The sequence below is a fragment of the Acinetobacter sp. 197 genome (genome assembly GCF_048148385.1).
GTDB classification, from domain to species: domain Bacteria; phylum Pseudomonadota; class Gammaproteobacteria; order Pseudomonadales; family Moraxellaceae; genus Acinetobacter; species Acinetobacter pecorum.
The window spans coordinates 407,902-431,888 of sequence record NZ_JAYWZK010000001.1; the positions used below are offsets into that span (position 1 = coordinate 407,902).

Genomic DNA, 23,987 nt, shown 5'->3' on the forward strand with positions numbered 1-23,987 from the left:
ATACAAAGAATAGGTAAATGAATTTATAAAGTCTTTTGACAATTTTCATTAAAAAAATAACTAAATCAAACAGAACATGCTAAAAAAAATCTATTAATTGTGATAAACCCATGTTAAGCTCGTTGCGTATTTGGGACTTTGAATAAACAAAGTGATTGTTTTTCACCCTATTACATAAATGGATGTAACCGGGATTTTGTTGATAGTTTTACAGAATGATTACAAGCTTAAAAATAATATTTTCAAACTTGTTTGCTCTGCTGTTTGCAACACCGGGTGGTCCTTTTTTTAGTTTCAATGAGGATTAACTTATGACAGCTGCTCGCGAACAAGGTGTAGTTAAGTGGTTTAACGATACTAAAGGCTTCGGCTTTATTCAACGTAACGGCGGTGATGACGTATTTGTTCATTTCCGTGCTATCCAAGGTGACGGCCACCGTTCACTTCGTGACGGCCAACGTGTTGAATTCAGTGTTGTTAAAGGTCAAAAAGGCTTTCAAGCTGAAGAAGTTCAACCATTAGACTAATCTTCGGATTAAGCTAAAAAGAAAACGCTCCAATATAATTTGGGGCGTTTTTTGTTTATACTACTTCTATCTTAGTGATTACCCAATTAGAGCACCGCTTTATGTCATCTGGTTTTGAAACCTTAAATTTACATCCCGATTTAAAAAAAGCGATTGATGCTTTAGGCTTTACCCACATGACGCCTATCCAGCAGAAGGTTTTAAAATTCACGCTGGCAGGACATGATGCAATTGGCCGTGCACAGACAGGTACAGGTAAAACTGCGGCCTTTTTAATTAGTATCATGAACGATCTGTTAAATAATCCGATTCAGGAACAACGTTATCGTGGTGAGCCGCGTGCCCTGATTCTGGCACCGACCCGTGAACTGGCATTGCAGATCGAAAGCGATGCACAGCACCTGGCGAAATATGCGGGTTTACATGTAGTGACCTTGCTGGGTGGTGTGGATTTTGACAAGCAAAAAAATCAACTGAATAAAGCGCCTGTTGATATCTTGGTCGCAACTCCAGGTCGTTTGATCGACTTTATTGAGCAAAAAGAAGTCTGGCTTGATCAAATTGAATTTTTAGTCATTGATGAAGCAGACCGTCTACTGGATATGGGTTTCATTCCATCGGTTAAACGGATTGTACGTTTCTCGCCACGTAAAGAGCAGCGTCAGACTTTAATGTTCTCTGCAACATTTAGCTATGATGTGTTAAATCTTGCGCAGCAATGGCTGTTTGAGCCGGTCACGGTTGAAATTGAGCCAGAAAAGAAAACCAATGCTGATGTCGAGCAACGGGTTTATATGGTGGCAAAATCAGATAAATATAAACTATTGCAAGAAATTCTGCGTGATGAACCGATTGAGAAAGTCATGATTTTCGCCAACCGTCGGGATCAGGTACGTAAACTTTATGATCATTTAAAACGGGATGGTTATAAGGTGGTGATGTTGTCTGGTGAAATCGCGCAAGATAAACGCACGAAAATGTTAGATCAATTTAAAAATGGTCAGCATAATATTATGATTGCGACGGATGTGGCAGGACGTGGTATCCATGTAGATAACGTATCTCATGTGGTGAACTTTACTTTGCCAGAACAGTCAGATGATTATGTACATCGTATTGGTCGTACAGGCCGTGCCGGTGCGCAAGGTGTAAGTATCAGTTTCTTGTCTGAAGATGATGCGTTTTATCTTCCGGAAATTGAAAAAGCCATTGGGCAAAAATTGCCTTTGACCCGTCTGGAAGGTTACTGTTAATTAATCCAAGCCATTAAAAACCGCTCTCAGAGCGGTTTTTTTATTACATGCTTCACAGGAAAGTCTATTTGGCCTGACAGCGGAATGTGAGCACGGTTTGATAGTCATCATTCTGGTTTAAACCGGTGTTGGTGCCTGCGATATTCCCGAGTACGGTAGCTGCTGCCTGAATCATTTGTCCTGTTTGCTCATCGACCACACCTTTTAAGGCGCCATTATAAGCTGTCTGTTCATCTATAATAATTGGAGTTGATCTGGAGCCACAGGCTTTATTGGCTGCAGTAATCGCATTGTTTTTCGAGGTCAGTTGATTTTTACCTAATCCGGTCACCTCATACTGGTTATTTTCCTTTTGAACGGCCAAGGCAGTCGGATTTGATGCACAGGCAGTAAGCAGTAATGCGGAAATAGCCAATCCGCTGAAAGTGATTGTTTTTTTCATCATGAGATCTCGAGTAAATAGGATGCTAATCATTTCAACATAGCAACCAGCTCAGATTTTGTAGCTGTTGTATAGGTTTGGCAATTTTTAGTATATATCTATGTGGTTTAGGTGAAATATCGAGCAGTACACGATTGAGAAATGATGTAGCTGCATTTTTGAAGACGTTGCAAGCTTGTGTAATTGCTTTGAAGTTTCTAGCGTATTTTTCTTTGAATATGCTAATCTTGAGTATGGTTTTTTAAGTATAGATCTACAGGGTAATGACAGAATCTGCGATTGATATCGTTCATCAAAATATTCACCAACGGCAATCGATTGGTCATCTGCTGGCACCGGCACCCAATGCAGAACAGCTGGAAAAAGCCTTTCAGGCAGCATTAACTGCACCCGATCATCATCGACTCAAGTCTACCACATTTGTCGTGATTCCTGATGATCAACGTGAAGCCTTTGGAGAATTGCTGTCGCAGGCGCTCATCGATTTGGGTGAAACTGAAACAGCGCAGATTGAGCGGGTCAAGAATCATCCGTTTCGCGCTCCTTTGTTGGTGCTTGCTTTAACCCGATTGCAGGATCATCCTAAAGTTCCCTATTTTGAACAAATTCTCAGTTCGGGCGCAGCCATTCAGAATTTTCTGCTATCACTTCAGGTTCAGGGTTTCTCAACCATGTGGCGTAGCGGCGCTGTAGTCGAGTCTGGTCTGTTTAAGCAGGCATTGGGAATTTCAAAAGATGATCTGGTATCGGGTATTATTTATATTGGTACTGCAGCAAAAGCCATTCCCCCGCGTGCAGAGATTCAAACCGGTGATTTTGTAAGTTACTGGAATCAGAACAACTAGTTTGTACGGCATAACAGGATATTAAAACATAAGATGTCAGAATTAAATTTTTCAGAACTGGTAGAACCGGTTGCAGTTGATCATAAGACAGCTTTAAGAGTAACGGTATTGGGCGGGGGGAGTTTTGGTACGGCAATGGCCAATACTGCAGTGCGTAACGGCTGTAATACCATGATCTGGATTCGTGATGAAGCAGCCGCGGCGGATATTAATGCGACCCATATCAATAAACGCTATTTGCCAGATTTTCAGTTGGAAAAAGATCTGCTGGCGGTTTCAGATCTGGAACAGGCAGTACGCAATCGCGATATTATTTTAGTGGCGATTCCAAGTCATTCTTTCCGGGAAGTCCTGCAGCAAATTAAACCTTTTATTACCTCACAGGCAGTAATCTCCCTGACCAAAGGGATTGAAGCACTGACCTTCAGCTTTATGAGCGATATTATTCGTGAAGAATTGCCGGAGGTGCCTTATGGGGTGTTATCAGGACCTAATCTGGCAAAAGAAATCGTAGCGGGTCAGCCGGCAGGAACCGTGATTGCCAGTCATTCTGAACTGGTGCGCTATGCAGTACAGCAAGCCTTGCATAGTGCATTGTTCCGTGTGTTTGCCAGTGATGATGTGCATGGGGTGGAACTTGGCGGCGCATTAAAAAATATCTATGCAGTAGCGATGGGTATGGCAGCAGCGTATAACGTGGGTGAAAATACCAAGAGTATGATCCTGACCCGTGCTTTGGCTGAAATGAGCCGTTTTGCGGTAAGACTCGGTGCCAATCCGCTGACATTCCTTGGACTTTCCGGTGTGGGTGATTTATTTGCAACGTGTAACAGCCCGCTTAGTCGTAATTATCAGGTGGGTTATGCGCTTGGCAAAGGCAAGACTCTGGAGCAGGCAACAACTGAATTAGGCCAAACTGCCGAGGGAATCAATACTATTGTACAAGTCAAGGCGCGTTCTGAAGATCTGGGTGTGTACATGCCTATTACTTCTGCCTTGTATGATGTGATTTTCGAAGGTGCACCGCCGCTCAATATTGCCTTGTCTCTGATGAAAAACGGTCATCGCAGTGATGTCGAATTTGTCTTGCCACACCATCAAGTCTGATCTATAACACAAGGACTGTCTGCGAAATGTCATATCCGCTGTATATCATGCAGGCATACGAATATAAGGAAATGAAATGCAACTGACTTTAGTTAGACATGGCGAGGCGGCCCCACCGGTAAATGGTAATGACACTAAACGTCCGCTGACGGAGCGTGGTCATCAACAGGCTGAGCAAACTGCACAATTCTTAAAAGAGCAGATTAGGCCCGATGTATTTGTGGTCAGTCCTTTATTGCGTGCTCAGGAAACTCTGGCACATTTGCAGCAGTATTTTAAAGATGTGCCGGTAGTGATCTGCAATACAATTAAACCCGATGATGATGCCAAAGTTGCAGTAGAATGGCTGTCGCAACTTCCGTATGAGTCGATTGTAGTGGTATGCCATATGAACATTGTGGCCCATATGTCGTCCATTCTGCTGGCTGAATCTTTTCATCCCTATGCCTTGGCAGAGGCGCGTATGTATGATCAGGCAGTGATTGCACCTGGTTTATCCACACAGATAAAAAGCTTTATTCCTACCCTATAAAAATTAATTAGAACGGCAGAACAAAATCAATGTTGTATTTATGGATGCCAGAAGCCAATGGAGTTTGGCAATGGTCAACTGGGGAATTCTGGAATGCTGCTGCCACACTTGAGCAGCTGATTCAGGATATACAGGCTCATCATGGTGAGGACGCGGTGGTGTTTTTTCCGAGCCGTCATGTACAAATTTTGCAGCAGACCTTGCCCAAGAGCCAATATAAGAAAATGGGCAATGATGGCATTAAATATTTGCTTGAAGAATATGTGGTGCTGCCGGTAGATGCCATGAAAGTGCTGCATCATTTTCAGCAGCCGGATCAAATTACTATTATGGGCATTGCAAATTCTACTCTGGAGACTCTGCAGCACTCTCTCAGCCTGATTCCAGTCAAGCTGGCAGCGCTATTGCCGGATTTTTTAGTGTTGCCGGCTCCTGAAACCAATCAGCGTGTAATTGCGCAAATCGGTGGGCGTCTGCTGGTGCGCGAATCAGAATATATGGGTCAGTCGCTGGATGATCTGAGCCTTTATCTGGATTATCAGCCTAAGGATATCCGCTATAAGGTCAGCAACCTGAATCAGGAGCAGTTGCGCAGTCTTGAAGCCCTGGTTACGCAGGAGCAACTGGAGTCTTTTCAATATAGCATTCCAGTGTTGAAGAAACCGAAACAGCATCCTTTTAATGTGTTACCTAAAGCAAAATCCGATGGCACTATTTCTGGTTACTGGAAAGCCTGCGCTGCGGTTTTTCTGGGTATTTTGGTATTGCAGTTTAGTTATGATGCGGTACGCTGGTATCAATATAAAAAAGTGGCAAATCAGACGGCTGCACAGGCTATTGATCAGTTTAAATACTGGTTTGGGCAAAATTATCCGGTTACTGAGCAGAATATCAAAAGTCAGTTTGAAGCGCAGTTGCGTCAAAGTCAGATTGCAGACACGCATGCATTGCAGCTTATTAGTCGGGTAGGGCCGGTCTTGATGCAAAATCAGATTGTGGCACAACGGGTAAATTATGATACTTCTGTGCTGAGTATGGAGCTTAAGGCCAGTTCATCAGAAAGATTGAATGCACTGACCGAGCAATTGGGCCAGCAAGGCTTAAAGGTGGAGCTGGGGAATATTCAGGCCGGTGGAGCTGACGCGATCGGAATAGTGAGGATCCAATAATGAAAGCGATTGAAACACTACAACATCGTATGGATCAGTCTTTTGAAAGACTGAGTGATTATCTGGACAGCCTTTCGGCACGTGAACGGATCTTGGTGATATTTACCACTATTTTTGTAATAGTGGCTGCGGTCAGTTCTGCACTCTGGTACATGCATCAGGCGGCTAACAACCAGCAGAAGCGTTTGAATCAGCTGAAGGATACTATTGTCTGGATGCAAAGTAATGCAGTGACCATGAAACCGGCTGGAGACATACAACTGGAAGCTGCGGAGAAAGTACAACGGGTCGCACGGCAACAAGGGCTGTCTGTGGCTTCCCAGCAAATAGAAGAAAAAATTCAATTGGCGGTCATGCATGAAAATTATGCAGTACTGGCAAACTTCCTGACCCAACTGGCACAAATGGGGCTAAGTATCGAGAAAATGGAACTAAATAATGAAGCAGGACAGATTAAATTAACAGCGACCATACAGTAAACGGTAAAAATAAAGATTTGCAAAGCATGGTTTTTTTGTCTGCCTATGCCTATAATATGCCGACTTAAAAAGCAGTAGACTTTTCTGGATATGTTGTATTCTCTAGCCCGCCCTTTGTTGTTTTCTTTAGCACCAGAGCGTGCACATGAGCTGACATTATCACTATTGAAATCATCCCATAAGATGGGCTTGATGCGTCAAAATGTTGCTGCGAAACCTGTGACCTGTATGGGAATCGAATTTCCCAATCCGGTGGGTCTTGCAGCAGGTTTAGACAAAAATGGTGCCTATATTGATGCCCTTGCCAGCCAAGGTTTTGGTTTTATTGAAATTGGTACCATTACCCCGCGACCGCAAGCCGGTAATCCTCATCCACGTCTGTTTCGTTTACCACAGGCCAAAGCCATTATTAACCGTATGGGCTTTAACAATGATGGTGTAGATCAGCTGGTCGAAAATGTCAAAGTGGCCAAATTTAAAGGCATTCTCGGTATTAATATCGGTAAAAATGCTGACACTCCGGTAGAAAAAGCAGTAGATGATTACCTTATCTGTTTAGAAAAAGTCTATAATTATGCTTCTTATATTACCGTCAACATTTCTTCTCCCAATACCAAAAATCTGCGCAGCCTGCAAAGCGGTGACGCACTCACCGAACTGCTGGAAACATTGAAGAACCGTCAGCTTGAATTGGCTCAGGAATACCAGCATTATGTACCTTTGGTACTCAAAGTGGCGCCTGATCTGGATAACAGCGATATTGCCTTTATTGCCAAGCAGTTATTGCGGTTCAAGATTGATGGCCTGATCGTGACCAATACCACGCTGTCACGTGAAGGCGTAGAGGGTTTGGAGCATGCAGAGGAAGCGGGCGGTTTGTCTGGCGCGCCAGTATTTGAGAAAAGTACCGCATGTCTGGCTGCATTTGCTGCGGTATTAAAAGGACAAATCCCATTGATTGGTGTGGGTGGTATTCTTTCGGGTGCAGATGCTGCTGCCAAGAAACACGCAGGTGCCAGCCTTGTACAAATTTATAGTGGCCTCATCTATACTGGCCCTAAACTTGTAAAAGATTGTGTAGACGCACTTTAAATCCTATGAATGCCATTGATATCTTTCTACTGATTATCTTGCTCATTGGAGGGCTCAACGGTTTGCTTCAAGGATTTATTAAAGCCTTTGCGAACTTAGTGGGATGGATCTTTGCCCTGATTATTGCGGCAAAATATTCAACACTACTTGCGCCGTCTATGGTTGCTCTGAGTACAGATCCAGTCGTACAAAAGATTGCGGCCTTTGCTTTTATCGTCCTGCTGATTGTAGTTCTGACCTGGATCGTTACTGCACTGTTGAACCGTATTTTAAAGAGTCTCAAGCTGGGTCCCCTCAACCGTCTTGCAGGTGGTGTCTTTGGTAGCCTGAAAGGTCTGCTGATTGTCCTGATTACCATGCAGGGTATCGGCCCTTGGGTAGAAAGCTCACCGCACTGGAAACAGTCCAAGTTTATTCAAGCCTTATTGCCTTATGCGCCTTGGGCGACTCAAATGTCGAAAGAAGCCGCGAATGGCGCACTACAACATATCAAGTCTGAAGGGGCATCGAAACCTTCAGCTTCATCATCTGAAACATCGTCCAAGTCTGGAGCTGCAGATGAGTCTACAAATAATCCTTTTTATTAATCCTAGCTTGTCTGCGAGGTTGCTATGTGTGGAGTAGTTGGTATAGCTGGTAAATCACCCGTTAACCAAATGTTGTTTGATGCATTAACGATGTTACAACATCGTGGACAAGATGCAGCTGGGATCGTGACATGTGATGAAGGACGTTTATTCCTGCGAAAAGACAATGGTATGGTGCGTGATGTATTCCACACCCGTCATATGCGTGCCTTGAAAGGAAATTACGGTATTGGTCATGTGCGTTATCCAACAGCCGGTTCATCGAGTAGTGCAGAAGCACAGCCGTTTTATGTGAACTCGCCGTACGGGATTACCTTGGCACATAATGGTAACCTGACCAATGCCGAAGAAATTCATGATGACCTGTTCAAAACTGACTTGCGTCATATGAACACCGATTCTGATTCAGAAGTGCTATTAAACGTGTTTGCGCATGAATTGCAAAAACACGGCAAACTGGTACCGACGTCGGAAGATATTTTCCATGCGGTGACGCGTGTGCATGAGCGTTGCAAAGGTGCTTATGGTGTGGTGGCGATGATTACCGGTCAGGGTCTGGTGGGCTTCCGTGATCCAAACGGTATTCGTCCATTGATCTACGGTTCACGTGAAACGGAACAGGGCATGGAGTATATTATTGCTTCTGAGTCTGTTGCGATTACTGCGCTGGGCTTTAAGGTTGAGCGTGATATTCTGCCAGGTGAAGCAGTATTTATTGATTTAGAAGGTAACTTCTTTACCAAGCAATGTGCCGTAAATGCTGAATATCGTCCTTGTATTTTTGAATATGTTTATTTTGCCCGTCCGGATGCCATTATTGATGGTATCTCAGTGTATAAAGCACGTTTAAAAATGGGTGAGAAACTGGCGCAAAAAATTCTGCGTGAGTGGGGCGATGAGCATGATATTGATGTGGTGATTCCGATTCCGGATACTTCACGTACTTCAGCGCTCGAACTTGCCAATATGCTGGGGGTAAAATTCCGTGAAGGTTTCATGAAAAACCGTTACATCGGTCGTACCTTCATTATGCCTGGACAGCAGCTGCGTAAAAAATCGGTACGCCAGAAACTCAACCCGGTTGAGCTTGAGTTTAAAGGTAAGAATGTACTGTTGGTAGATGATTCTATTGTACGTGGTACAACCTGTAATGAAATTATCCAGATGGCTCGTGATTCTGGTGCGAAGAAAGTATTCTTTGCTTCTGCAGCCCCAATGGTTAAATATCCGAACGTTTACGGTATTGATATGCCGGCGAAATCAGAGCTGATTGCATCAGAACGTAGTGTGGAAGAAATCCGAGAAATTATTGGTGCTGACCGTCTGATTTTCCAGGATCTGGAAGATTTGAAAGATGCAGTAAGAACTAACAAAGTGCCGGATGTTAAGGATTTTGACTGTTCAGTCTTTGACGGGATCTATGTGTCGGGTGGTATTGATGCGCAATATCTGGATGATCTGCAACAAAAACGTAGTGACAGTGCCATGAAAGAAAGCAATTATATTGATGTCAATATTGATGCAGCCTCAGTGGATTTGACTGGCGTACGCGAAGTTTAAACACTTAAAATCATCATGAAAAAGCGGGAATTTCCCGCTTTTTTGTTTTATGATGAACCCATTGAAAATCATCATTTTAGGGTTCTGCATTGCGAAACGTAGGATACGATTTTATAAAAAACAAAAATATAGTACTACCTGTAAGTTTTTGCCTGATTGCAATTCTGTTGACTATTTTTATTATTAATACCGTTGTTGGCCTATTTATTTTTTATGCTGATCCTAACCAGTCGATTTTCTGGCATACGCTGAGTCCTTATCTGATTGCTGTCCTGTTATGTGTCATGATGACCTCGGTCATCTATGAATTTTATATTTTTCGCAATGGCGGTTATTCATTGGCGAAGCAGATGAGTGCGCGCCGTCTCAGTCCGATGGACAGTATTCCCGAAGAAAGTACTGCACTGCACATTAACCAGCAACTGGCAGAGACTTTTCGGATTGAAATTCCCGCGGTATATGTATTACCTGATGAAGTTGGTGTCAATGCGTTAACAGCAGGTTTTATCCCACGTGATACTGCTATTATCCTGACCTGGGGGGCAATACAAACACTGGATAAAGTTGAGCTGTATGGGTTGCTTAGTCACGAATTCAATAAAATCCTGTCTGGTGAGACTGCGGAAAATACCCGCCTGAAAATTCTGTATAGCAGTTTAACCACTTTTAGTCAGTGGGGCAGTAAAATTGCTAAATCCGGTTTTAATCGAACCGGTACGCTACGGGAAAGCAAGTTTGAAACCCTGTATGTGGCAGTTGGGGCGGTGATCTGGTTGATTGGTAGTCTGGGTGTGTTGATTTCCCGTTTTATTAAATATATTTCCCTGGGTGGCCGGACTTATAAGAATGACCAGAAGACCCGGCGCTTGCTACAAAATGATGCCAATATCCAGACTTTGCTCAGAATTCATGTGCATCATTCCGGTTCGCAGATTTATAGTGAATATGCCGAATCGATTTCGCATATGTGTTTTGCCAACTCTTTGAGTCCGCAAAACTGGCTCAACATTCATCCCAATATCAATCAGCGCATTTATGAATTAAATCCTGCCCTGATTCAGGATTTACAGCTTGAAAACCTGAAAAAACTGAAGAATCAGCCTTTATTCAGTTTGTTTCGCTCTCTGGAAGAGGTGGTACCTGAAACTACAGTGAGCTGGAGTTCACCCCAACCTTTGCCATTGCTGCGGCTGTCTCCGATCAGTTTTGCGATTAAAGATGCAATCAAGCCATTGAATCCGGAACTTCGGCTCAAGATGCCACGTCCGGAGCTGATTGAACGTGCATTACAGACGGCGACAGGTTCCCGGGAAGTGATGGTCGCAATTTTAATGATTCGTCAATATCGTGAATTTATTCCCACTGAGGCTGAGGTCAGTCGTGCCATTGTAGATTCGTTGCTTAACCTGGATGGGCGGGTACATATTTCGATTTTCCAGCAAGCCTGTAAGAATATTGGTGGCATGCCGACGACTGTTGCACGCCAGTTTCTGATGAAGCTGGCACGGATTATTCAGGAAGATGGTGAAATTGGTCTGCTGGATGCCTTGTTGTTGGAATGTGTGAAATATGAGTTAAATTTGCTCCCTGCACATATTCCTACTGCTCTCGATGAGGTCAAGCCGCAAATCGTTCGTTTGATCGATGCCTTGCTACATGTGCAGCAGATTAATAGCGGTAATCAACTTGAGGTGCGGGAGCGGATTCTAAACCGGATCTTGACCACTCGTGAACTGGATTTATACAATGAAATTTCAGATGAGCCGATTGATCTTGCTGAAATCCTGAATGATATTGCGGGGCTTTTATTACGCGATCGTCTCAGTATTTTAGGCATTGCAGAAGCCTGCTTATGGAGCGACCGTATCGTAACTCAGGATGAGCTGGATGTGATGGAACTGTTGTACTGGCGCCTAGGTTTCGAAGGTGGGGAAGTTATTCAGCAAATGTTAAAGAAAAACAGTTTAACCATTATGTAAAAAACAAGATGAGCACACGGTTCGAATCTGAATTTGTTATTACAGTGATGGTTTAATTGTATATTGAAAATTCAATATTGAGTGTACTGATAAACTTTGTACGAGAATTTATCAGGATAAAAAGAAAAACTGAAAAAGTTCGGCAAAGTGGGGACAATACGGCTAAAATGTTCAGCCTGAAATTGGTGATGATGAAAAGATGATTGGGCATCAGCGTGACATACTGGCAACATTAGGAATCGATCTCTGGATTCCTAGGGACAGCGCATGTCAGCCGCATCAGGTCTCGATCTGGCGTGATCAGGCTGAACCTGAATTTCACACCGAGATTGTCTTGTCTCAGCCTCATCCGGTCGAGGCGCTGGTGGAGTTACCGATTCCTGAACCAGAGTCGCTCGACACGTTTAAGATTGATACCTCGCCTACATTACCTGAAGTTTTAACTGTTCAGGAACCTCGTGAAAGTGTACAAATTCCGCCATTCAGTTTACAGGCTTTAAGTTTGGCACATTGCAGTGTTGTGATTGATGCAACTGAAATGACTGAAGCTACCCTAAATTTATGGGCAAATATCCAGCGCGCAGTTTCGGGTGATTTTTATGAGCTGAACTGGCCATTTCCTTGGGCTAATGTCCAGGATGGACGTGGTGTGGAATCCTATATTCAAGGATTTCTGGATGGGATGAGTACAGAGAAACATATTATTTTCCTCGGAACGGTAGCGCATATTTCAAATATCAAAGCAATCCAGTTAGCGTCCCTGCAAGAGATGCTGGATCAGCCGATTTTAAAAAAACGTTTATGGCAGTTTATGCAAAATAGGTCTGCCCGTCTGGAATAATTCTGCTGTGGAATAAAAATAGATGAAACAAAAAGTGGTTGTATTTAGTCAAATTGATGCTGATATTCAAAACAGGCTCGAACAAAATTATCAGGTGAGCTATATACAACCGAAGCTGGGTGATGTGAATCAACAGCTTTTGCAGCAGGTTCGGGATACCGATGGCATGATTGGTGCAGGGCGTTTGCTGAATTGCGATAATCTGGCCAGTGCTACCCGATTGAAAATTATCTCCAGTGTCAGTGTTGGTTATGACAACTATGATCTGGATTATTTAAATGAAAGAAAAATCTATCTGAGTCATACACCGCATGTGCTGACCGAAACTACAGCTGATCTTGCTTTTACTTTACTGATGTCAGCGGCACGCAAAGTGGCTTATCTGGATCAATGGACCAAGCAGGGGCAATGGCAGCGTACTGTGGGTGAAGCACAATTTGGTGTGGATATTTTTGGAAAAACCCTGGGAATTATTGGTCTGGGCCATATTGGGGCTGCGATCGCACGCCGTGGTTTTTACGGTTTTAATATGAATGTGCTCTACTATAATCGCAGGGAAAAACCGGAAATTGCGCAAGGCTTCAATGCACAATATTGCCAGCTCGATGAGCTGTTACAGCGTGCTGACTTTGTGGTCGTTGCAGTAGATTTGAATGCTGATTCCAAGGCGCTGATTGCAGCAGCGGAATTTGCAAAAATGCAACCGCATACAGTATTGGTTAATATTTCACGTGGCCCGGTTGTTGATGAACAGGCATTAATTGAAGCTTTAAAAGCCAAGCAGATTTTTGCTGCAGGTCTGGATGTCTATCAGAAAGAACCGCTAAAAGAATCAGAATTATTCCATTTGGATAATGTCGTTACCTTACCGCATGTGGGTTCGGCTACCGCCGCCACCCGTAAAAAAATGGCAGAACTGGCTTATCAGAACTTGGTTGATGCCTTGGAGGGGCGAGTACCTCGTTATGTAGTCAATCCGGAATTTTAAAATGCCATTAAATGTAGTTTAAACGATATTAAAAAATAACATTTTCTTGCGTCTCTGCGCATAGTTCGATGCTATATTCAAAACAAATTAGGTTGGCAGGATTAGAGATTTTTCATTGAAACGATTGATGCTGGCATGTAGCTTAAGTCTGTGTATGGTGACAGGGCATGGCTCTACCCATGATTTTAATCAAGCAAATGTACAATTTTCTGTGCCCGATATTGGCACAGGCGTGGGCTTGCTCGATCAGCAAAAAGAAAAAATGATCGGTGAGAAAGTTTATCGTGAAGTGCATAAGAAAATGCCTGTCTTGCAAAATCCATGGCTGGAAGATCAACTTTTATCAGTATTTTCACATATTCTGAGTCAGACCCAGTTACAACAGCCTATCGGTTTGCTGGTAATCAATGATCCGCAAATTAATGCCTTTGCTGTGCCGGGCGGGCTCTTTGCACTGAATGCAGGTCTGATAAATTCCGCCCGAAATATGGATGAAGTGGCAGGGGTGATGGCGCATGAAATTGCACATGTCACACAACGTCATTACAGTCGCTCCCAAGATGCCTTTAAGGGACAAGGTTTATTGGCGCTAGCGGGAATTTTGGTGGGTGCTTTGGTGGCTTCTCAAGCAGATGGTGATGTGGGGGCGGCGGTTATGATGGGGTCGCAGGCAGCCCTTCTGGATAAACAGCTCACCTATAGTCGTAATCAGGAGCGTGAAGCAGACCGGATCGGGATGCAGTATATGTACCGTTCCGGCTATAACCCACATAGCATGGCAGACTTCTTTGAGGTTATGCATCGCTCTAGCAGTCGGTTAAGCTTTCTGCCAGATTTCTGGTTCACGCATCCACTCACCACTGAACGGATGAGCGAGGCACGTTTACGTGCCAACCAGCTTCCCGCAGTGAAACGCAATCTCAATGATCAAGACTTTGAGGTTATCAAGTGGTATAGCAGGGTATTGTCCCGTCAGACGGATGCAGAGCAGCTGGTGTTGATGGACCAGCGAAATAATTTTGCGGGTCAGCTTGCCTTGACAGCTTATCAAATACAGCAGGGTGATTTTCAAGCCGCACAGATTTCGCTGGATCGGGCAAAAAAGCATAACCAGATGCATCCTTTGCAGGTTCTGTTGCAAACTGATATTTATTTAGCCCAAAATCAGCTTGATCAGGCTTTGAGAAGTGTGGCTTCAGCAGCGCGAATCATGCCGGAAAATCGCGCACTTAATTATAAATATGCAGAAGTTCTGATTCGTGCCCAGCAACCCGATCAGGCAAAAGCTTTAGTGCAGCGATTTCTAAATGCCAATTCACGCGATGTCAATGGCTGGCGACTGATGCAAGTGGCTGCCAATGCAGAGCCAGATTCAGCGATCAAGGCTGCCAATGTACTCCGCTATCGTGCAGAAGTAGAGTACTGGTCAGGATATGAAGAAACCGCGATCAAATCATTATTGCATGCCCAGCGTAGCGTGAAGAATAATCAGTCCTTGTCCTCAACCATTCGTCAGCGTCTGAAACAGATGCAACAGGAGCATCAATATAAAATTTAACCATGAGCTGGATTTCAAATTTTTGTATCGGAATGATATAGCATGGTTGTCTTGAATCAAGCTACAATCTTTTTTGAAGATAGTATGTATCAGTTTGAAGCATTGTATGAAAAGAATATTATTAGGCGTATGTCTACTGGGCTGGAATTATGGGGTTTTTGCTGCAAGTGCAGTTGAATATGTAGCAGCAGTAGAACAAATTAATGCCGATTATAAAAAAGAATCACGGCAATTTTTAAGCAGTTTGAATCCGCAGCAGCAAGGATTTAGTCCTGAGCAAAATGCAAAATTTTGTGGGATTGTAGGGCGCTATGTCGATCGCCTGTATCAGGCTGCTGACCAGAATCGTACTTATCTGGATCGTCAGTTTCAAAATATGACTAAACAGGATGTAATTAGAGAAGTGAAGTTATCTAAAGAGATGCAACTACTTAAGCGTTATCATGTAGATTGTAATTTGCAATAAAAAATAAGAACATGCTAAGAACTGTCCAGGAAAAGGGCAGTTCAACGCAAAAAATAGATTTAAATTTAAAATGGGAAATTAAGCAAGTTTTGCTTTAATTTTGGCAGAAACTTGTGCAGGATCGGCGCGCCCGGCTATGAGCGGACGCAGAGAATTCATCACCTTACCCATATCTTTCATGCTAGTAGCTTGTTGCGCTTCAATCGTTTGCGCAATCAGGGAATCAAGTTCTTCCTCAGTCATAGCTTCTGGTAGAAATTGAGAGAGAACCTCAACTTCGGCTTGTTCCTTACTAGCTAAATCTTCTCGACCAGCACCTTCAAAGGCTTTGATCGATTCTTTACGTTGTTTAATTTGCTTTTCAATGACCGCAAGAACCTGAGCGTCGTCAAGTTCTTTGCGCTCATCGACTTCGATTTGCTTAATTGCTGCCTGTAGACTACGAATGACCGTCAACTTCGGCATATCCTTGGCACGCATGGTGGCTTTCAATACGTCAGTAATCTGGTTTTTTAAAGTAGTCATTATTTATTCCAAGCAGTCAATCACAAATTAATCTTAGTAAAGGCGAGTAGTACGTACTGATTCACGCGCCAATTTCTTTTGGTAGCGTTTAACAGCAGCAGCTTTTTTGCGCTTACGTTCTTGAGTTGGTTTTTCGTAGAATTCGCGCTTACGTACGTCAGCTAGAACGCCCGCTTTTTCGCATGAACGTTTGAAACGACGGATAGCTACGTCTACTGGTTCGCCTTCTTTCAATTTAACTTGTGGCATGAAGAATCCTCATTAAGTTATGGATAAGATCAGGGCCGAATTGCCCCAGATCACAAGTGAAGGTCAGTATTTTACTCATTTACATCTCATACCACAAGCCTATAATAGTTGCTGCAATAGATTTGATACAGGTTATAGGCAGTTTAATGATCGTTTTAGGCTTGGAAACGTCGTGTGATGAAACAGGGCTTGCACTTTATGACAGCGAGTTGGGGTTACGCGGACAGGTGCTTTATAGTCAAATTAAACTGCATGCAGAATATGGCGGTGTGGTTCCAGAATTGGCATCACGTGATCATGTACGTAAATTAATCCCCCTTATTAATGAGCTGCTCGAACAAAGTGGCGTGAAAAAATCAGAAATTGATGCTGTCGCTTATACGCGTGGTCCAGGTCTGATGGGTGCGCTAATGACAGGTGCACTGTTTGGTCGTACTTTGGCCTTTGCACTGAATAAACCGGCGATTGGTGTGCATCATATGGAAGGTCATATGCTGGCACCTTTGTTGTCAGAAACTCCGCCGGAATTTCCATTTGTGGCACTTCTGGTTTCTGGCGGTCACTCACAGCTTATGGCAGCGTATGGTATTGGTCAGTATGAATTGCTGGGTGAATCGATTGATGATGCTGCCGGTGAAGCCTTTGATAAAGTCGCAAAAATGATGGGTCTGCCATATCCGGGCGGTCCGAATATATCCAAACTGGCGGAGCAGGGTGATCCGAATGCATTTGCATTCCCGCGACCAATGCTGCATCAAGGTCTGGAATTTTCATTTAGCGGTTTAAAAACGGCTGTTTCTGTACAAATGAAGAAACTGGGTGATGAAAACCGCGATGCTGACATTGCAGCCAGTTTCCAGGAAGCAATTGTTGATACTTTGGTAAAAAAGTCGGTGAAAGCACTGAAGCAAACGGGGCTTAAACGTCTGGTGATTGCCGGTGGTGTCAGTGCCAATAAACGTTTACGTGAGCGTTTAGAAGCAGATTTAGCCAAGATCCGTGCATCTGTTTATTATGCAGAACCGGCTTTATGTACCGACAACGGTGCCATGATTGCCTTTGCCGGTTATCAACGTTTAAAAGCAGGCCAGCAAGATGGTTTGGCCGTGACCACAACACCACGCTGGCCGATGACGGAATTGACTAATCCGACAGAGGCATAGATTTCAGCCAAAAAAAGGAAGAGGTTTGGGCCTCTTTCTTTTTAATGTAACTTTTTAAATGAGAACTTAATAGAAACGAGATGCTGTGAATATCTGTATTTATTTATAACTTTATTTAAAACTCAAATATTCTATTGAAACTTGAAAATCGTTTAATAGCTTCGGTTTAAATCATGCAGCTTTTATAAGTTTGCAGCAGAGATTGCTTCGGATGGAAAATATCAAATTTAAAAGTTTTCAGGATGCGGGACAGGCGGTATTGCAGTTTCTGCATAAGCATTTTGGCTTTGATTTATGGATGATCACCCGGGTAGAAGGTCTGGACTGGATCGTCCTGCAAACGGAAGACTATGGCTATGGCGTACAACCTCGACAAGTTTTTCAGTGGGCAGATTCCTTCTGCTTTCATATGGTGGCAGGTAAAGCGCCTAGAATTGCACCCCGTTCAGAAGTAATTCCTTTATATGCCACAGCGCCGATTAATCAGCAGGTCTGTATAAAATCTTATATTGGCCAGCCACTCGTTAAAGAAGATGGCAGTCTGTTCGGAACACTTTGTGCGATCGATCCTGAAATCAAATCAGAAGCTATTGTTCAAGATATGCAACTGGTCGAGTTGTTAGGGCAATTGCTCAGTTCGATTTTGCAGGCAGAGTTACGCCAGATTGAGCAGGTGCGACAGCGTGAATTACTCCAGGAAGAAGCCAGTAAAGATGAATTGACTGGATTGTATAATCGCCGTGCCTGGGATAAATTTCTGCGAGCAGAGGAAGAACGTTGCAAGCAATATGGTCATCCTGCTGCTGTATTATTTATTGACCTGAATGATCTGAAAAAAGTGAATGATAGTTTGGGGCATGAAGAAGGTGACAGGCTGATTCAGAATGCAGCTCAAGTGTTACGAGATAATGTGCGCATCAATGACATTGTCGCCCGTTTGGGTGGAGATGAATTTGTGATGCTCAGTGTGGAAAATGATAAAACGGGTGCTGAAACGTTGCTCGACCGTTTAATTGCTGCTTTTGCAGAAGCAAATATTGGCGCAGCAATTGGTCTGGCAATGCGTCATCCGAGTCAGGGTCTATTTGCAGCACTCGCACAAGCGGATCAGAACATGTTTGAATATAAACGCTGGAAAAAAGCCAGTGAAGCTGTGGCCTATCTTAAATAATTGATGCTTTGAATTTTCTGTAAATAAGCAAGAATTTTATAATATCGGAAGGGTCACTTTCTATGGTCTAAAATCATCCTATCTTTCAATATTCTTCTTTGGACGCAGGTATAAAAAATAAGAAGAAATAAGCCTGATTCAGTGTAAAAAGAAAGATTAATACATCATTAACTTAATGATTACAAAATTAATAAGCTTTGTTGCAAAGTAAATTGATCTGATTGAAAGCACTATAAATTGGCTGTAAAGCAGTTGTAGTGAGGAGTTGTGATTAAAAAAGAGCCTCATTTCTTGTGGTCATTATTGTTTGAAATATACATTAAAATTACAGAACAAAAATTTACTTTGCTTAAAGTTAAAGCGCTATCAAGGGAAAAAGCTGGTTGCCAGGAAGAAATATCACCGGCAAGCAGAGCGTTCGAGCTGTTTGGTTTCGAGGTAGCTAATCTTTAGAAATAACCAGATAAAAATGCAAAGAAATTTCAGGGAATAAATTTTATGAAAAAGCAGATTTCTCTCTTTGGTGTGGCTCTTGTATCGGGTTTACTGAGTGCGTGTGGCGGAGGTGGTGGAAGTGGCTCAGATAATCCTACAGTCACTACCCCTCCAAATGTTCCGAAGGAAAGCATTTCTCCTGAGCTTTCAGAAGAGTTTGTCCCTTTTGAAGATCAGGATATTGTGGATAAAATTCGCGATAAAATTTCTGGAGATTCCAGTAATGATACAGACTACAACGTTGCTCTAGGTCATATGATTGGTGAAGTATTTGCAGATTATCCTTATGGGCGTACTGCACGTATCATCAAGATTTATAATCTGGGCATCAATAGTATTAAACACCCAAATCTGATCTGCTCAGAAGTAAATACCAATGGTGCAGTCAAGACTCTTAAATTAAAAACGGATAGAGAGAACTGTATTATTCTGGACAAGACTTATCGTAAAGGCTCCACCATTACTCAGACAGTGAATGGTGACACGACGACTTTAAGCTTTAGCAATGTCCGTTATGGTTCAAATGTGGATTTTAATCTCAAGGACGACTACCTGATTTCTGGCACAATTGTACATCGAAAGACCAAAAATAACATGGGGCAATCCGAATCTTATCAAATCGATCAGTTGGAATTTCAGCGTATAGCCGAGACCGGTCAGGCGGGTACTTCTGGAACCGCGTTTGATACAAAGAGCAAAGAATATCTGCAGGTGCGTAATTATAATTACAGCCTGGTCGATGATTATGGCAGTGGCAGTAATGGGAATCGTACCTTAACCAGTCGCGGTACGATTATCGGTCAGCCTGATCTGGCAGATTATCGTTACAGTTTTGATTTTAATACCAGCACACCATTCAAAATGGATGAAACCGTATTAAATAACTATAAGCATTTGCCAAAAGAGGGCGTGCTTAGAATTACCGACAGTTATAATCAGATAATTGAGGTCAAACAAAACCAGCCTGAATCGTTAAAGGCTACTGTTTATTTCAATGGCAGTGAAATTGATGACTTGCTGTGGTCTACCATTATTGGTAATAAACAATAATTCGAGAGGTCAAAAAAGCCCTGTATTGCCGGGGCTTTTTTATTTTTGATGGGATATCTATATTACAAAAAATCTTTAAATAGCCGTGCTAATAAATCAGGTAGCTGTAGCATCCAATAATAATTCAGCGGGATAAACAGCCTGCCATGATGCTTTAAACTGTTTGTGCACTTGGTCAATCGGAAAAGTACTGAATTTCGCAATGTTTTTCGCTTTTTGAAGGTTGTCGGCGCGCATATATGCAATCAAATAGTCCTGACCATGAAGTTGCAGATAAAACCAGGACTCGACATGAACCTGTTCAGCCTTAAGCGTTTCAATTACTTCGTCTTGACGTGCTTTTAAAGTACGCTGCCAGTCATGAACTTGCTGCATGTGTAAGGGCTTAAGTTGAATGAGAACTGCGCCGACATCCATAATTTTAATTTTCTTTTGAGTATCATTATTATATAAATGATTTATATGAAAAAAGCGACCTGAACCGGTCGCTTTTAAGCTTTTAAGAGGCATTGAGTTGGGTTGAACCAATCCAGTGCTTGGAAAACTGATAGGCAGCACGTCCTGAACGTTGACCGCGTGCCTGACACCAGCGTAGGGCTTCAGCACGGGTTTCTGGCGTGAGTTCCATGCCTGCCTTTTTCAGATAATGTTCTACAATTTCTAAATACAGATTCTGATCCATTGGATAAAAAGAGAGCCATAAGCCAAAGCGGTCAGACAGCGAAATTTTTTCTTCAATCGCTTCTTGCGGATGCAATTCGGTATATTGCGGAACATCAACCCGGGTAACGGGCGTATTTTCATGCATGAATTCGGGTAATAAATGACGACGATTACTGGTCGCATAAATCACAAAATTGCTGGAACCGGATTGTAAAGAACCATCCAGAACACTTTTTAAACTGCGATAATTTTCGTCTTCGGCATTAAAAGCCAGATCGTCACAATAAACAATAAACTTCTCTGGACGTCCGGCAATGAGTTGCTGGATTTGCGGTAAATCAGACAAATCATCCCGTTCAATTTCAATCAGGCGCAAGCCTTGCTCTGCATATTCAGTCAACAGGGCGCGAACAATAGAAGATTTACCCGTACCACGAGAACCCGTCAGCAAGACATCATTGGCAGGTAGGCCTTTTAAGAACTGCAAAGTATTCTGGATAACTTTTTCTTTTTGTCGCTCAATACCTTTTAAATCGACCAGTTCTATCTGTCTGAGCTGATGAATGGGTTTGAGCTCACCATTTTGCCACTTATAGGCAAGCGCAGAAAAATCAGGATTTTTTTTCAGTTCGGGCAGGCTTTGCTGTAGCTGCTGCAGCACAGTTGAAAGGGTATTTAAAATATGGTCAGGTAACTCAATTTTTGCCATGATCTAAGCATACAGATTTAAAATTATGTCTAAGATAGTATCACTGCAAAATACACAGTCAAAGCCGGAAAAGTATGATAATTTGCTTAAAGTAGAGAATCTTCGTTATTGTAGAGGATAGAAAGTTTGGACAAATTTTCTGGCTCTGGGTACGAGCTGTATCAAGAATAAATATAGGGAACAAGGCAGATGCTGTTTAAAGATTTTACTCAGGACATTAATCCACATCAGGCCTATCGTATTAAAAAGCTCAAGCAGCAGCTGCAACAGGCTGAGTCCTATGAAGAATGGAAATATATTGCCCTGAAAATAGATGAAGAATCAGGTGCGCAGGAATGGAAATTTGATAACAGCTCCCCGTATTTTGATGCAGAAGTAATTGCACATCGTCTGGGTAAATTAAGACGCTATCGACAACAAAAGCGTACCCGTGACCTGATGTATATTTTGCGTGAAGGCCTAAGTTACGATATTGCCAACATTGCCCATCCTCTGTTGTTCACTGAAGCTTACGTTGGTACCAAAAAAATTATTGAAGATTATGTCGAAGAAGTCAGCCAGAGCTTAGCCTATATTGCTTCAATAGACTGTACTTGCCTAAGTATTGAAGAAAAATTAGAGTATTTTCAGCATTGTCAGCGTGCTTATGGACAACCGGCCTTGATGTTTTCTGGTGGTTCAACTTTAGGTCTGTTTCATACGGGCGTATGCAAGGCCTTAATGGAGCAGGATTTATTACCAAAAGTCATGTCGGGTTCTAGTGCGGGCGCCATTATGACAGCCATGTTAGGAGTGTCCAAACCGTCACAATATGTCGATATACTAAAGGGACATAATTTCTTTCATGAGGCTTTTCATTTCCGCACAATGAGCGAATTGCTGAAAGGCAATGGTGGCCTGGCCGATGTAAAATATCTGAAAAAATTTCTGATCGAAAATCTGGGTGATCTGACCTTTGAAGAGGCTTTGAAAAACTCAGGCCTACATATTAATATTGCAGTTGCGCCTTATGATGGGGCACAGGACGCACGTATCATGAATGCCTATACATCTCCGGATGTGCTGGTCTGGAGTGCGGTGCTGGCCTCTTGTGCAGTGCCAATTCTGTTTCCACCTGTGCGTTTGACCAGCAAGCGTTATGACGGTCAATATACCCCTTATATGGGATCAACCCGTTGGGTGGATGGCAGTGTGCGCAGTGATTTTCCGCAGGAGAAAATGGCACGCCTGTATAATATCAATTATACCATTGCCAGTCAGACCAACCCGCATATCGTGCCATTTATGCAGGATGATATTTCACGTTTCCGTAAAGGTACCTTGAGCTGGCCGCAACGGATTGTTCGCCGGCAGGGCGCGGTGATTACCAAAGGTATGATGGATTTCGCCCGGGAACATGCGGGAAGTTTGCCTCCTGTACGCCGTCTTTTGGATCATGGCTATGGTGTGGTGGATCAGCGTTATTATGGTGATGTGAATATTGTCGGTAAATATAGCCTGCGCCACTATAGCTATATGTTGCAGAATCCAAGGCCGTATCTGTTTAAAATTTTACAGCGTGAAGGGGAGCGGGCTACATGGCCGAAAATTTCCCTCATCGAAACTCAGGAACGCGTGGGGAAAACTATTCAGCATTGTCTGGAACTGTTAAATTATCAGCATGCACCTGATCCAAAACCTGAATACATTGCCACGACTTAATTTAGATCATCTTGATACTTCTAATTTTGAACTGCGAACTAAAGCCCGCAGCTTGGGCTTTGGGCGGCGTTTGTATTATGCTGAAAAGCAGGCGCTCTGGCTAAAAACCCAAATACCGAATATCTCTGATAGCTTAAAATTATCAACGCAGGCTGAAATGGGCTGGCAGCGTGAGCTGGATTTTTATCAGGTTTATGCCCGATCAAGTGAGCTAAATTTCTTCCTGCCCCATCAAATTATTCAACAACCTTTCAAGATCGGTCATGACCACTTTGAGCATGCTTTGATTCTGGTGGATGCACGGGCGCATTTTCAAGTCATGCCGCATCAGCAATCCATTACACAAATTCGACAGCATTTGCTGCAAGCTGTAGAGCCTTTAGTCTGCTTGCAGGAGCTGGGCTATATACATGCGGATTTAAAGCAGGAGCACTTTGTAAATGATCAGGGCAGGGTATGCCTACTTGATTTTGAACATGTGCAGTCAATCTATCAGAATGATACCTATGAGCTGAATGCAACACCACGTTATATGGCGCCAGAACTTTTTCAAGGTCAGGCCAAGAGCCTGCAAAGTGAAGTTTATGCTTTAGGCGTGATTTTTTATGAATGGTTAAGCGGGCAGCGTTTACAGGCGACTGATTATCTGGATTGGGCGCTGTTGCATTGTCAGCGTCTAAAGATTGGGTTACCGGAAAGTTTACAGGTCTTTCAAGGCTTATTAGAAGATATGCTATGCAAGCAACAACCGCATCGACTGACAGATTTCAAAGCGGTTAGATCCTACTTAATGACTGAAATTGAATGAGAAAAATACAATAAGACCGGGATTGTTT

The 23,987-nt window shown here is 43.0% G+C and carries 25 protein-coding genes; 20 read left to right on the forward strand and 5 right to left on the reverse strand.

The window, feature by feature from the left end; translation table 11 throughout:
- The first annotated feature begins 311 nt into the window (after positions 1-311).
- Together VXQ11_RS01915 and rhlB are read left to right on the forward strand one after the other, a co-directional pair.
- Positions 312-527, forward strand: a complete 216-nt coding sequence (locus tag VXQ11_RS01915; protein ID WP_004280099.1) for a cold-shock protein — start codon at positions 312-314, stop codon at positions 525-527.
- A 101-nt stretch (positions 528-628) separates the two neighbouring features.
- Positions 629-1,780, forward strand: a complete 1,152-nt coding sequence (gene rhlB, locus VXQ11_RS01920; RefSeq protein ID WP_064095851.1) for an ATP-dependent RNA helicase RhlB — start codon at positions 629-631, stop codon at positions 1,778-1,780.
- A 64-nt stretch (positions 1,781-1,844) separates the two neighbouring features.
- Here the strand turns inward: rhlB and VXQ11_RS01925 are convergent, their stop codons facing one another.
- Positions 1,845-2,225, reverse strand: coding sequence for a hypothetical protein (locus VXQ11_RS01925; RefSeq protein ID WP_081406353.1), 381 nt, complete (start codon positions 2,223-2,225; stop codon positions 1,845-1,847).
- A gap of 260 nt (positions 2,226-2,485) precedes the next feature.
- Between VXQ11_RS01925 and VXQ11_RS01930 the strand changes: the two genes are divergently transcribed.
- From VXQ11_RS01930 to VXQ11_RS01990, 13 genes are all read left to right on the forward strand, one after another.
- A complete protein-coding gene (locus VXQ11_RS01930) occupies positions 2,486-3,067 on the forward strand; it encodes a nitroreductase family protein (protein ID WP_416705276.1) in 582 nt (193 codons plus the stop codon).
- A gap of 33 nt (positions 3,068-3,100) precedes the next feature.
- On the forward strand, positions 3,101-4,174 hold the full coding sequence (locus tag VXQ11_RS01935) for an NAD(P)H-dependent glycerol-3-phosphate dehydrogenase (RefSeq protein WP_416681846.1): 1,074 nt from the start codon (positions 3,101-3,103) through the stop codon (positions 4,172-4,174).
- A gap of 76 nt (positions 4,175-4,250) precedes the next feature.
- Positions 4,251-4,706 carry a phosphohistidine phosphatase SixA gene (sixA, locus tag VXQ11_RS01940; RefSeq protein ID WP_416705277.1) on the forward strand — a complete coding sequence of 152 codons (456 nt, stop codon included), beginning with the start codon at positions 4,251-4,253 and terminating at the stop codon, positions 4,704-4,706.
- 29 nt (positions 4,707-4,735) lie between these two features.
- Positions 4,736-5,875 (forward strand): type II secretion system protein GspL, encoded by a 1,140-nt coding sequence (gene gspL, locus VXQ11_RS01945; RefSeq protein WP_416705278.1) that lies wholly within the window; start codon positions 4,736-4,738, stop codon positions 5,873-5,875.
- Positions 5,875-6,354 carry a type II secretion system protein GspM gene (gspM, locus tag VXQ11_RS01950; protein WP_416705279.1) on the forward strand — a complete coding sequence of 160 codons (480 nt, stop codon included), beginning with the start codon at positions 5,875-5,877 and terminating at the stop codon, positions 6,352-6,354. Before gspL ends, gspM begins: the two co-directional genes overlap by 1 nt.
- A 90-nt stretch (positions 6,355-6,444) precedes the next feature.
- Positions 6,445-7,446: a quinone-dependent dihydroorotate dehydrogenase gene (locus VXQ11_RS01955; protein WP_064101777.1), complete on the forward strand. Its 1,002-nt coding sequence runs from the start codon at positions 6,445-6,447 to the stop codon at positions 7,444-7,446.
- A gap of 5 nt (positions 7,447-7,451) precedes the next feature.
- Positions 7,452-8,033, forward strand: coding sequence for a CvpA family protein (locus VXQ11_RS01960; protein WP_416705280.1), 582 nt, complete (start codon positions 7,452-7,454; stop codon positions 8,031-8,033).
- A 24-nt stretch (positions 8,034-8,057) separates the two neighbouring features.
- Entirely contained in the window at positions 8,058-9,593 is a 1,536-nt protein-coding gene (gene purF / locus VXQ11_RS01965; RefSeq protein ID WP_064095859.1) for an amidophosphoribosyltransferase, read from the forward strand.
- An 89-nt stretch (positions 9,594-9,682) separates the two neighbouring features.
- Positions 9,683-11,572, forward strand: coding sequence for a M48 family metalloprotease (locus tag VXQ11_RS01970; protein ID WP_064095860.1), 1,890 nt, complete (start codon positions 9,683-9,685; stop codon positions 11,570-11,572).
- A 199-nt stretch (positions 11,573-11,771) separates the two neighbouring features.
- On the forward strand, positions 11,772-12,413 hold the full coding sequence (locus tag VXQ11_RS01975; RefSeq protein WP_416705281.1) for a hypothetical protein: 642 nt from the start codon (positions 11,772-11,774) through the stop codon (positions 12,411-12,413).
- A gap of 22 nt (positions 12,414-12,435) precedes the next feature.
- Positions 12,436-13,401 (forward strand): 2-hydroxyacid dehydrogenase, encoded by a 966-nt coding sequence (locus tag VXQ11_RS01980; protein ID WP_064095862.1) that lies wholly within the window; start codon positions 12,436-12,438, stop codon positions 13,399-13,401.
- Positions 13,402-13,516: 115 nt separating this feature from the next.
- On the forward strand, positions 13,517-14,959 hold the full coding sequence (locus VXQ11_RS01985; protein WP_416705282.1) for a M48 family metalloprotease: 1,443 nt from the start codon (positions 13,517-13,519) through the stop codon (positions 14,957-14,959).
- Positions 14,960-15,065: 106 nt separating this feature from the next.
- Complete coding sequence (locus VXQ11_RS01990; protein WP_064095863.1) at positions 15,066-15,425, forward strand: hypothetical protein; 360 nt, start codon at positions 15,066-15,068, stop codon at positions 15,423-15,425.
- 78 nt (positions 15,426-15,503) lie between these two features.
- Here VXQ11_RS01990 and VXQ11_RS01995 read toward each other — a convergent pair whose 3' ends face one another.
- A complete protein-coding gene (locus VXQ11_RS01995; protein ID WP_064095864.1) occupies positions 15,504-15,950 on the reverse strand; it encodes a GatB/YqeY domain-containing protein in 447 nt (148 codons plus the stop codon).
- A gap of 33 nt (positions 15,951-15,983) precedes the next feature.
- Positions 15,984-16,199: a 30S ribosomal protein S21 gene (gene rpsU / locus VXQ11_RS02000; RefSeq protein WP_001136722.1), complete on the reverse strand. Its 216-nt coding sequence runs from the start codon at positions 16,197-16,199 to the stop codon at positions 15,984-15,986.
- A 146-nt stretch (positions 16,200-16,345) separates the two neighbouring features.
- On the opposite strand from rpsU, the gene tsaD reads away from it, so the two are divergent.
- The 3 genes from tsaD to VXQ11_RS02015 all read left to right on the forward strand — a co-directional run bounded on the left by tsaD (position 16,346) and on the right by VXQ11_RS02015 (position 20,078).
- Entirely contained in the window at positions 16,346-17,362 is a 1,017-nt protein-coding gene (gene tsaD / locus VXQ11_RS02005; RefSeq protein WP_064095865.1) for a tRNA (adenosine(37)-N6)-threonylcarbamoyltransferase complex transferase subunit TsaD, read from the forward strand.
- A 211-nt stretch (positions 17,363-17,573) separates the two neighbouring features.
- A complete protein-coding gene (locus VXQ11_RS02010) occupies positions 17,574-18,533 on the forward strand; it encodes a diguanylate cyclase (RefSeq protein WP_416705283.1) in 960 nt (319 codons plus the stop codon).
- Positions 18,534-19,031: 498 nt separating this feature from the next.
- Complete coding sequence (locus VXQ11_RS02015) at positions 19,032-20,078, forward strand: hypothetical protein (RefSeq protein WP_416705284.1); 1,047 nt, start codon at positions 19,032-19,034, stop codon at positions 20,076-20,078.
- Between the two features lie 96 nt (positions 20,079-20,174).
- On the opposite strand, the gene VXQ11_RS02020 is transcribed toward VXQ11_RS02015, so the two are convergent.
- Entirely contained in the window at positions 20,175-20,588 is a 414-nt protein-coding gene (locus VXQ11_RS02020) for a DUF6176 family protein (RefSeq protein WP_416705285.1), read from the reverse strand.
- Entirely contained in the window at positions 20,578-21,450 is an 873-nt protein-coding gene (locus VXQ11_RS02025) for an ATP-binding protein (protein ID WP_416681861.1), read from the reverse strand. The genes VXQ11_RS02020 and VXQ11_RS02025 overlap by 11 nt, the downstream gene beginning before the upstream one ends.
- A 189-nt stretch (positions 21,451-21,639) precedes the next feature.
- Here VXQ11_RS02025 and VXQ11_RS02030 point away from each other — a divergent pair, with 189 nt between their 5' ends.
- The gene (locus VXQ11_RS02030; protein WP_064101782.1) at positions 21,640-23,151 is read left to right on the forward strand and encodes a DUF3336 domain-containing protein; all 1,512 of its coding nucleotides are present in this window, start codon (positions 21,640-21,642) and stop codon (positions 23,149-23,151) included.
- Positions 23,138-23,959, forward strand: a complete 822-nt coding sequence (locus tag VXQ11_RS02035) for a protein kinase domain-containing protein (protein ID WP_416681865.1) — start codon at positions 23,138-23,140, stop codon at positions 23,957-23,959. Before VXQ11_RS02030 ends, VXQ11_RS02035 begins: the two co-directional genes overlap by 14 nt.
- Positions 23,960-23,987 lie beyond the last annotated feature (28 nt).

What these genes read in the sequence shown, in the direction of transcription:
- VXQ11_RS01915 (WP_004280099.1), top strand. Translation starts at nt 312, where the DNA reads ATGACAGCTGCTCGCGAACAAGGTGTAGTTAAGTGGTTTAACGATACT.
- rhlB (WP_064095851.1), top strand. Translation starts at nt 629, where the DNA reads ATGTCATCTGGTTTTGAAACCTTAAATTTACATCCCGATTTAAAAAAA.
- VXQ11_RS01925 (WP_081406353.1), bottom strand. Translation starts at nt 2,225, where the DNA reads ATGATGAAAAAAACAATCACTTTCAGCGGATTGGCTATTTCCGCATTA.
- VXQ11_RS01930 (WP_416705276.1), top strand. Translation starts at nt 2,486, where the DNA reads ATGACAGAATCTGCGATTGATATCGTTCATCAAAATATTCACCAACGG.
- VXQ11_RS01935 (WP_416681846.1), top strand. Translation starts at nt 3,101, where the DNA reads ATGTCAGAATTAAATTTTTCAGAACTGGTAGAACCGGTTGCAGTTGAT.
- sixA (WP_416705277.1), top strand. Translation starts at nt 4,251, where the DNA reads ATGCAACTGACTTTAGTTAGACATGGCGAGGCGGCCCCACCGGTAAAT.
- gspL (WP_416705278.1), top strand. Translation starts at nt 4,736, where the DNA reads ATGTTGTATTTATGGATGCCAGAAGCCAATGGAGTTTGGCAATGGTCA.
- gspM (WP_416705279.1), top strand. Translation starts at nt 5,875, where the DNA reads ATGAAAGCGATTGAAACACTACAACATCGTATGGATCAGTCTTTTGAA.
- VXQ11_RS01955 (WP_064101777.1), top strand. Translation starts at nt 6,445, where the DNA reads ATGTTGTATTCTCTAGCCCGCCCTTTGTTGTTTTCTTTAGCACCAGAG.
- VXQ11_RS01960 (WP_416705280.1), top strand. Translation starts at nt 7,452, where the DNA reads ATGAATGCCATTGATATCTTTCTACTGATTATCTTGCTCATTGGAGGG.
- purF (WP_064095859.1), top strand. Translation starts at nt 8,058, where the DNA reads ATGTGTGGAGTAGTTGGTATAGCTGGTAAATCACCCGTTAACCAAATG.
- VXQ11_RS01975 (WP_416705281.1), top strand. Translation starts at nt 11,772, where the DNA reads ATGATTGGGCATCAGCGTGACATACTGGCAACATTAGGAATCGATCTC.
- VXQ11_RS01980 (WP_064095862.1), top strand. Translation starts at nt 12,436, where the DNA reads ATGAAACAAAAAGTGGTTGTATTTAGTCAAATTGATGCTGATATTCAA.
- VXQ11_RS01990 (WP_064095863.1), top strand. Translation starts at nt 15,066, where the DNA reads ATGAAAAGAATATTATTAGGCGTATGTCTACTGGGCTGGAATTATGGG.
- VXQ11_RS01995 (WP_064095864.1), bottom strand. Translation starts at nt 15,950, where the DNA reads ATGACTACTTTAAAAAACCAGATTACTGACGTATTGAAAGCCACCATG.
- rpsU (WP_001136722.1), bottom strand. Translation starts at nt 16,199, where the DNA reads ATGCCACAAGTTAAATTGAAAGAAGGCGAACCAGTAGACGTAGCTATC.
- tsaD (WP_064095865.1), top strand. Translation starts at nt 16,346, where the DNA reads ATGATCGTTTTAGGCTTGGAAACGTCGTGTGATGAAACAGGGCTTGCA.
- VXQ11_RS02010 (WP_416705283.1), top strand. Translation starts at nt 17,574, where the DNA reads ATGGAAAATATCAAATTTAAAAGTTTTCAGGATGCGGGACAGGCGGTA.
- VXQ11_RS02015 (WP_416705284.1), top strand. Translation starts at nt 19,032, where the DNA reads ATGAAAAAGCAGATTTCTCTCTTTGGTGTGGCTCTTGTATCGGGTTTA.
- VXQ11_RS02020 (WP_416705285.1), bottom strand. Translation starts at nt 20,588, where the DNA reads ATGCCTCTTAAAAGCTTAAAAGCGACCGGTTCAGGTCGCTTTTTTCAT.
- VXQ11_RS02025 (WP_416681861.1), bottom strand. Translation starts at nt 21,450, where the DNA reads ATGGCAAAAATTGAGTTACCTGACCATATTTTAAATACCCTTTCAACT.
- VXQ11_RS02030 (WP_064101782.1), top strand. Translation starts at nt 21,640, where the DNA reads ATGCTGTTTAAAGATTTTACTCAGGACATTAATCCACATCAGGCCTAT.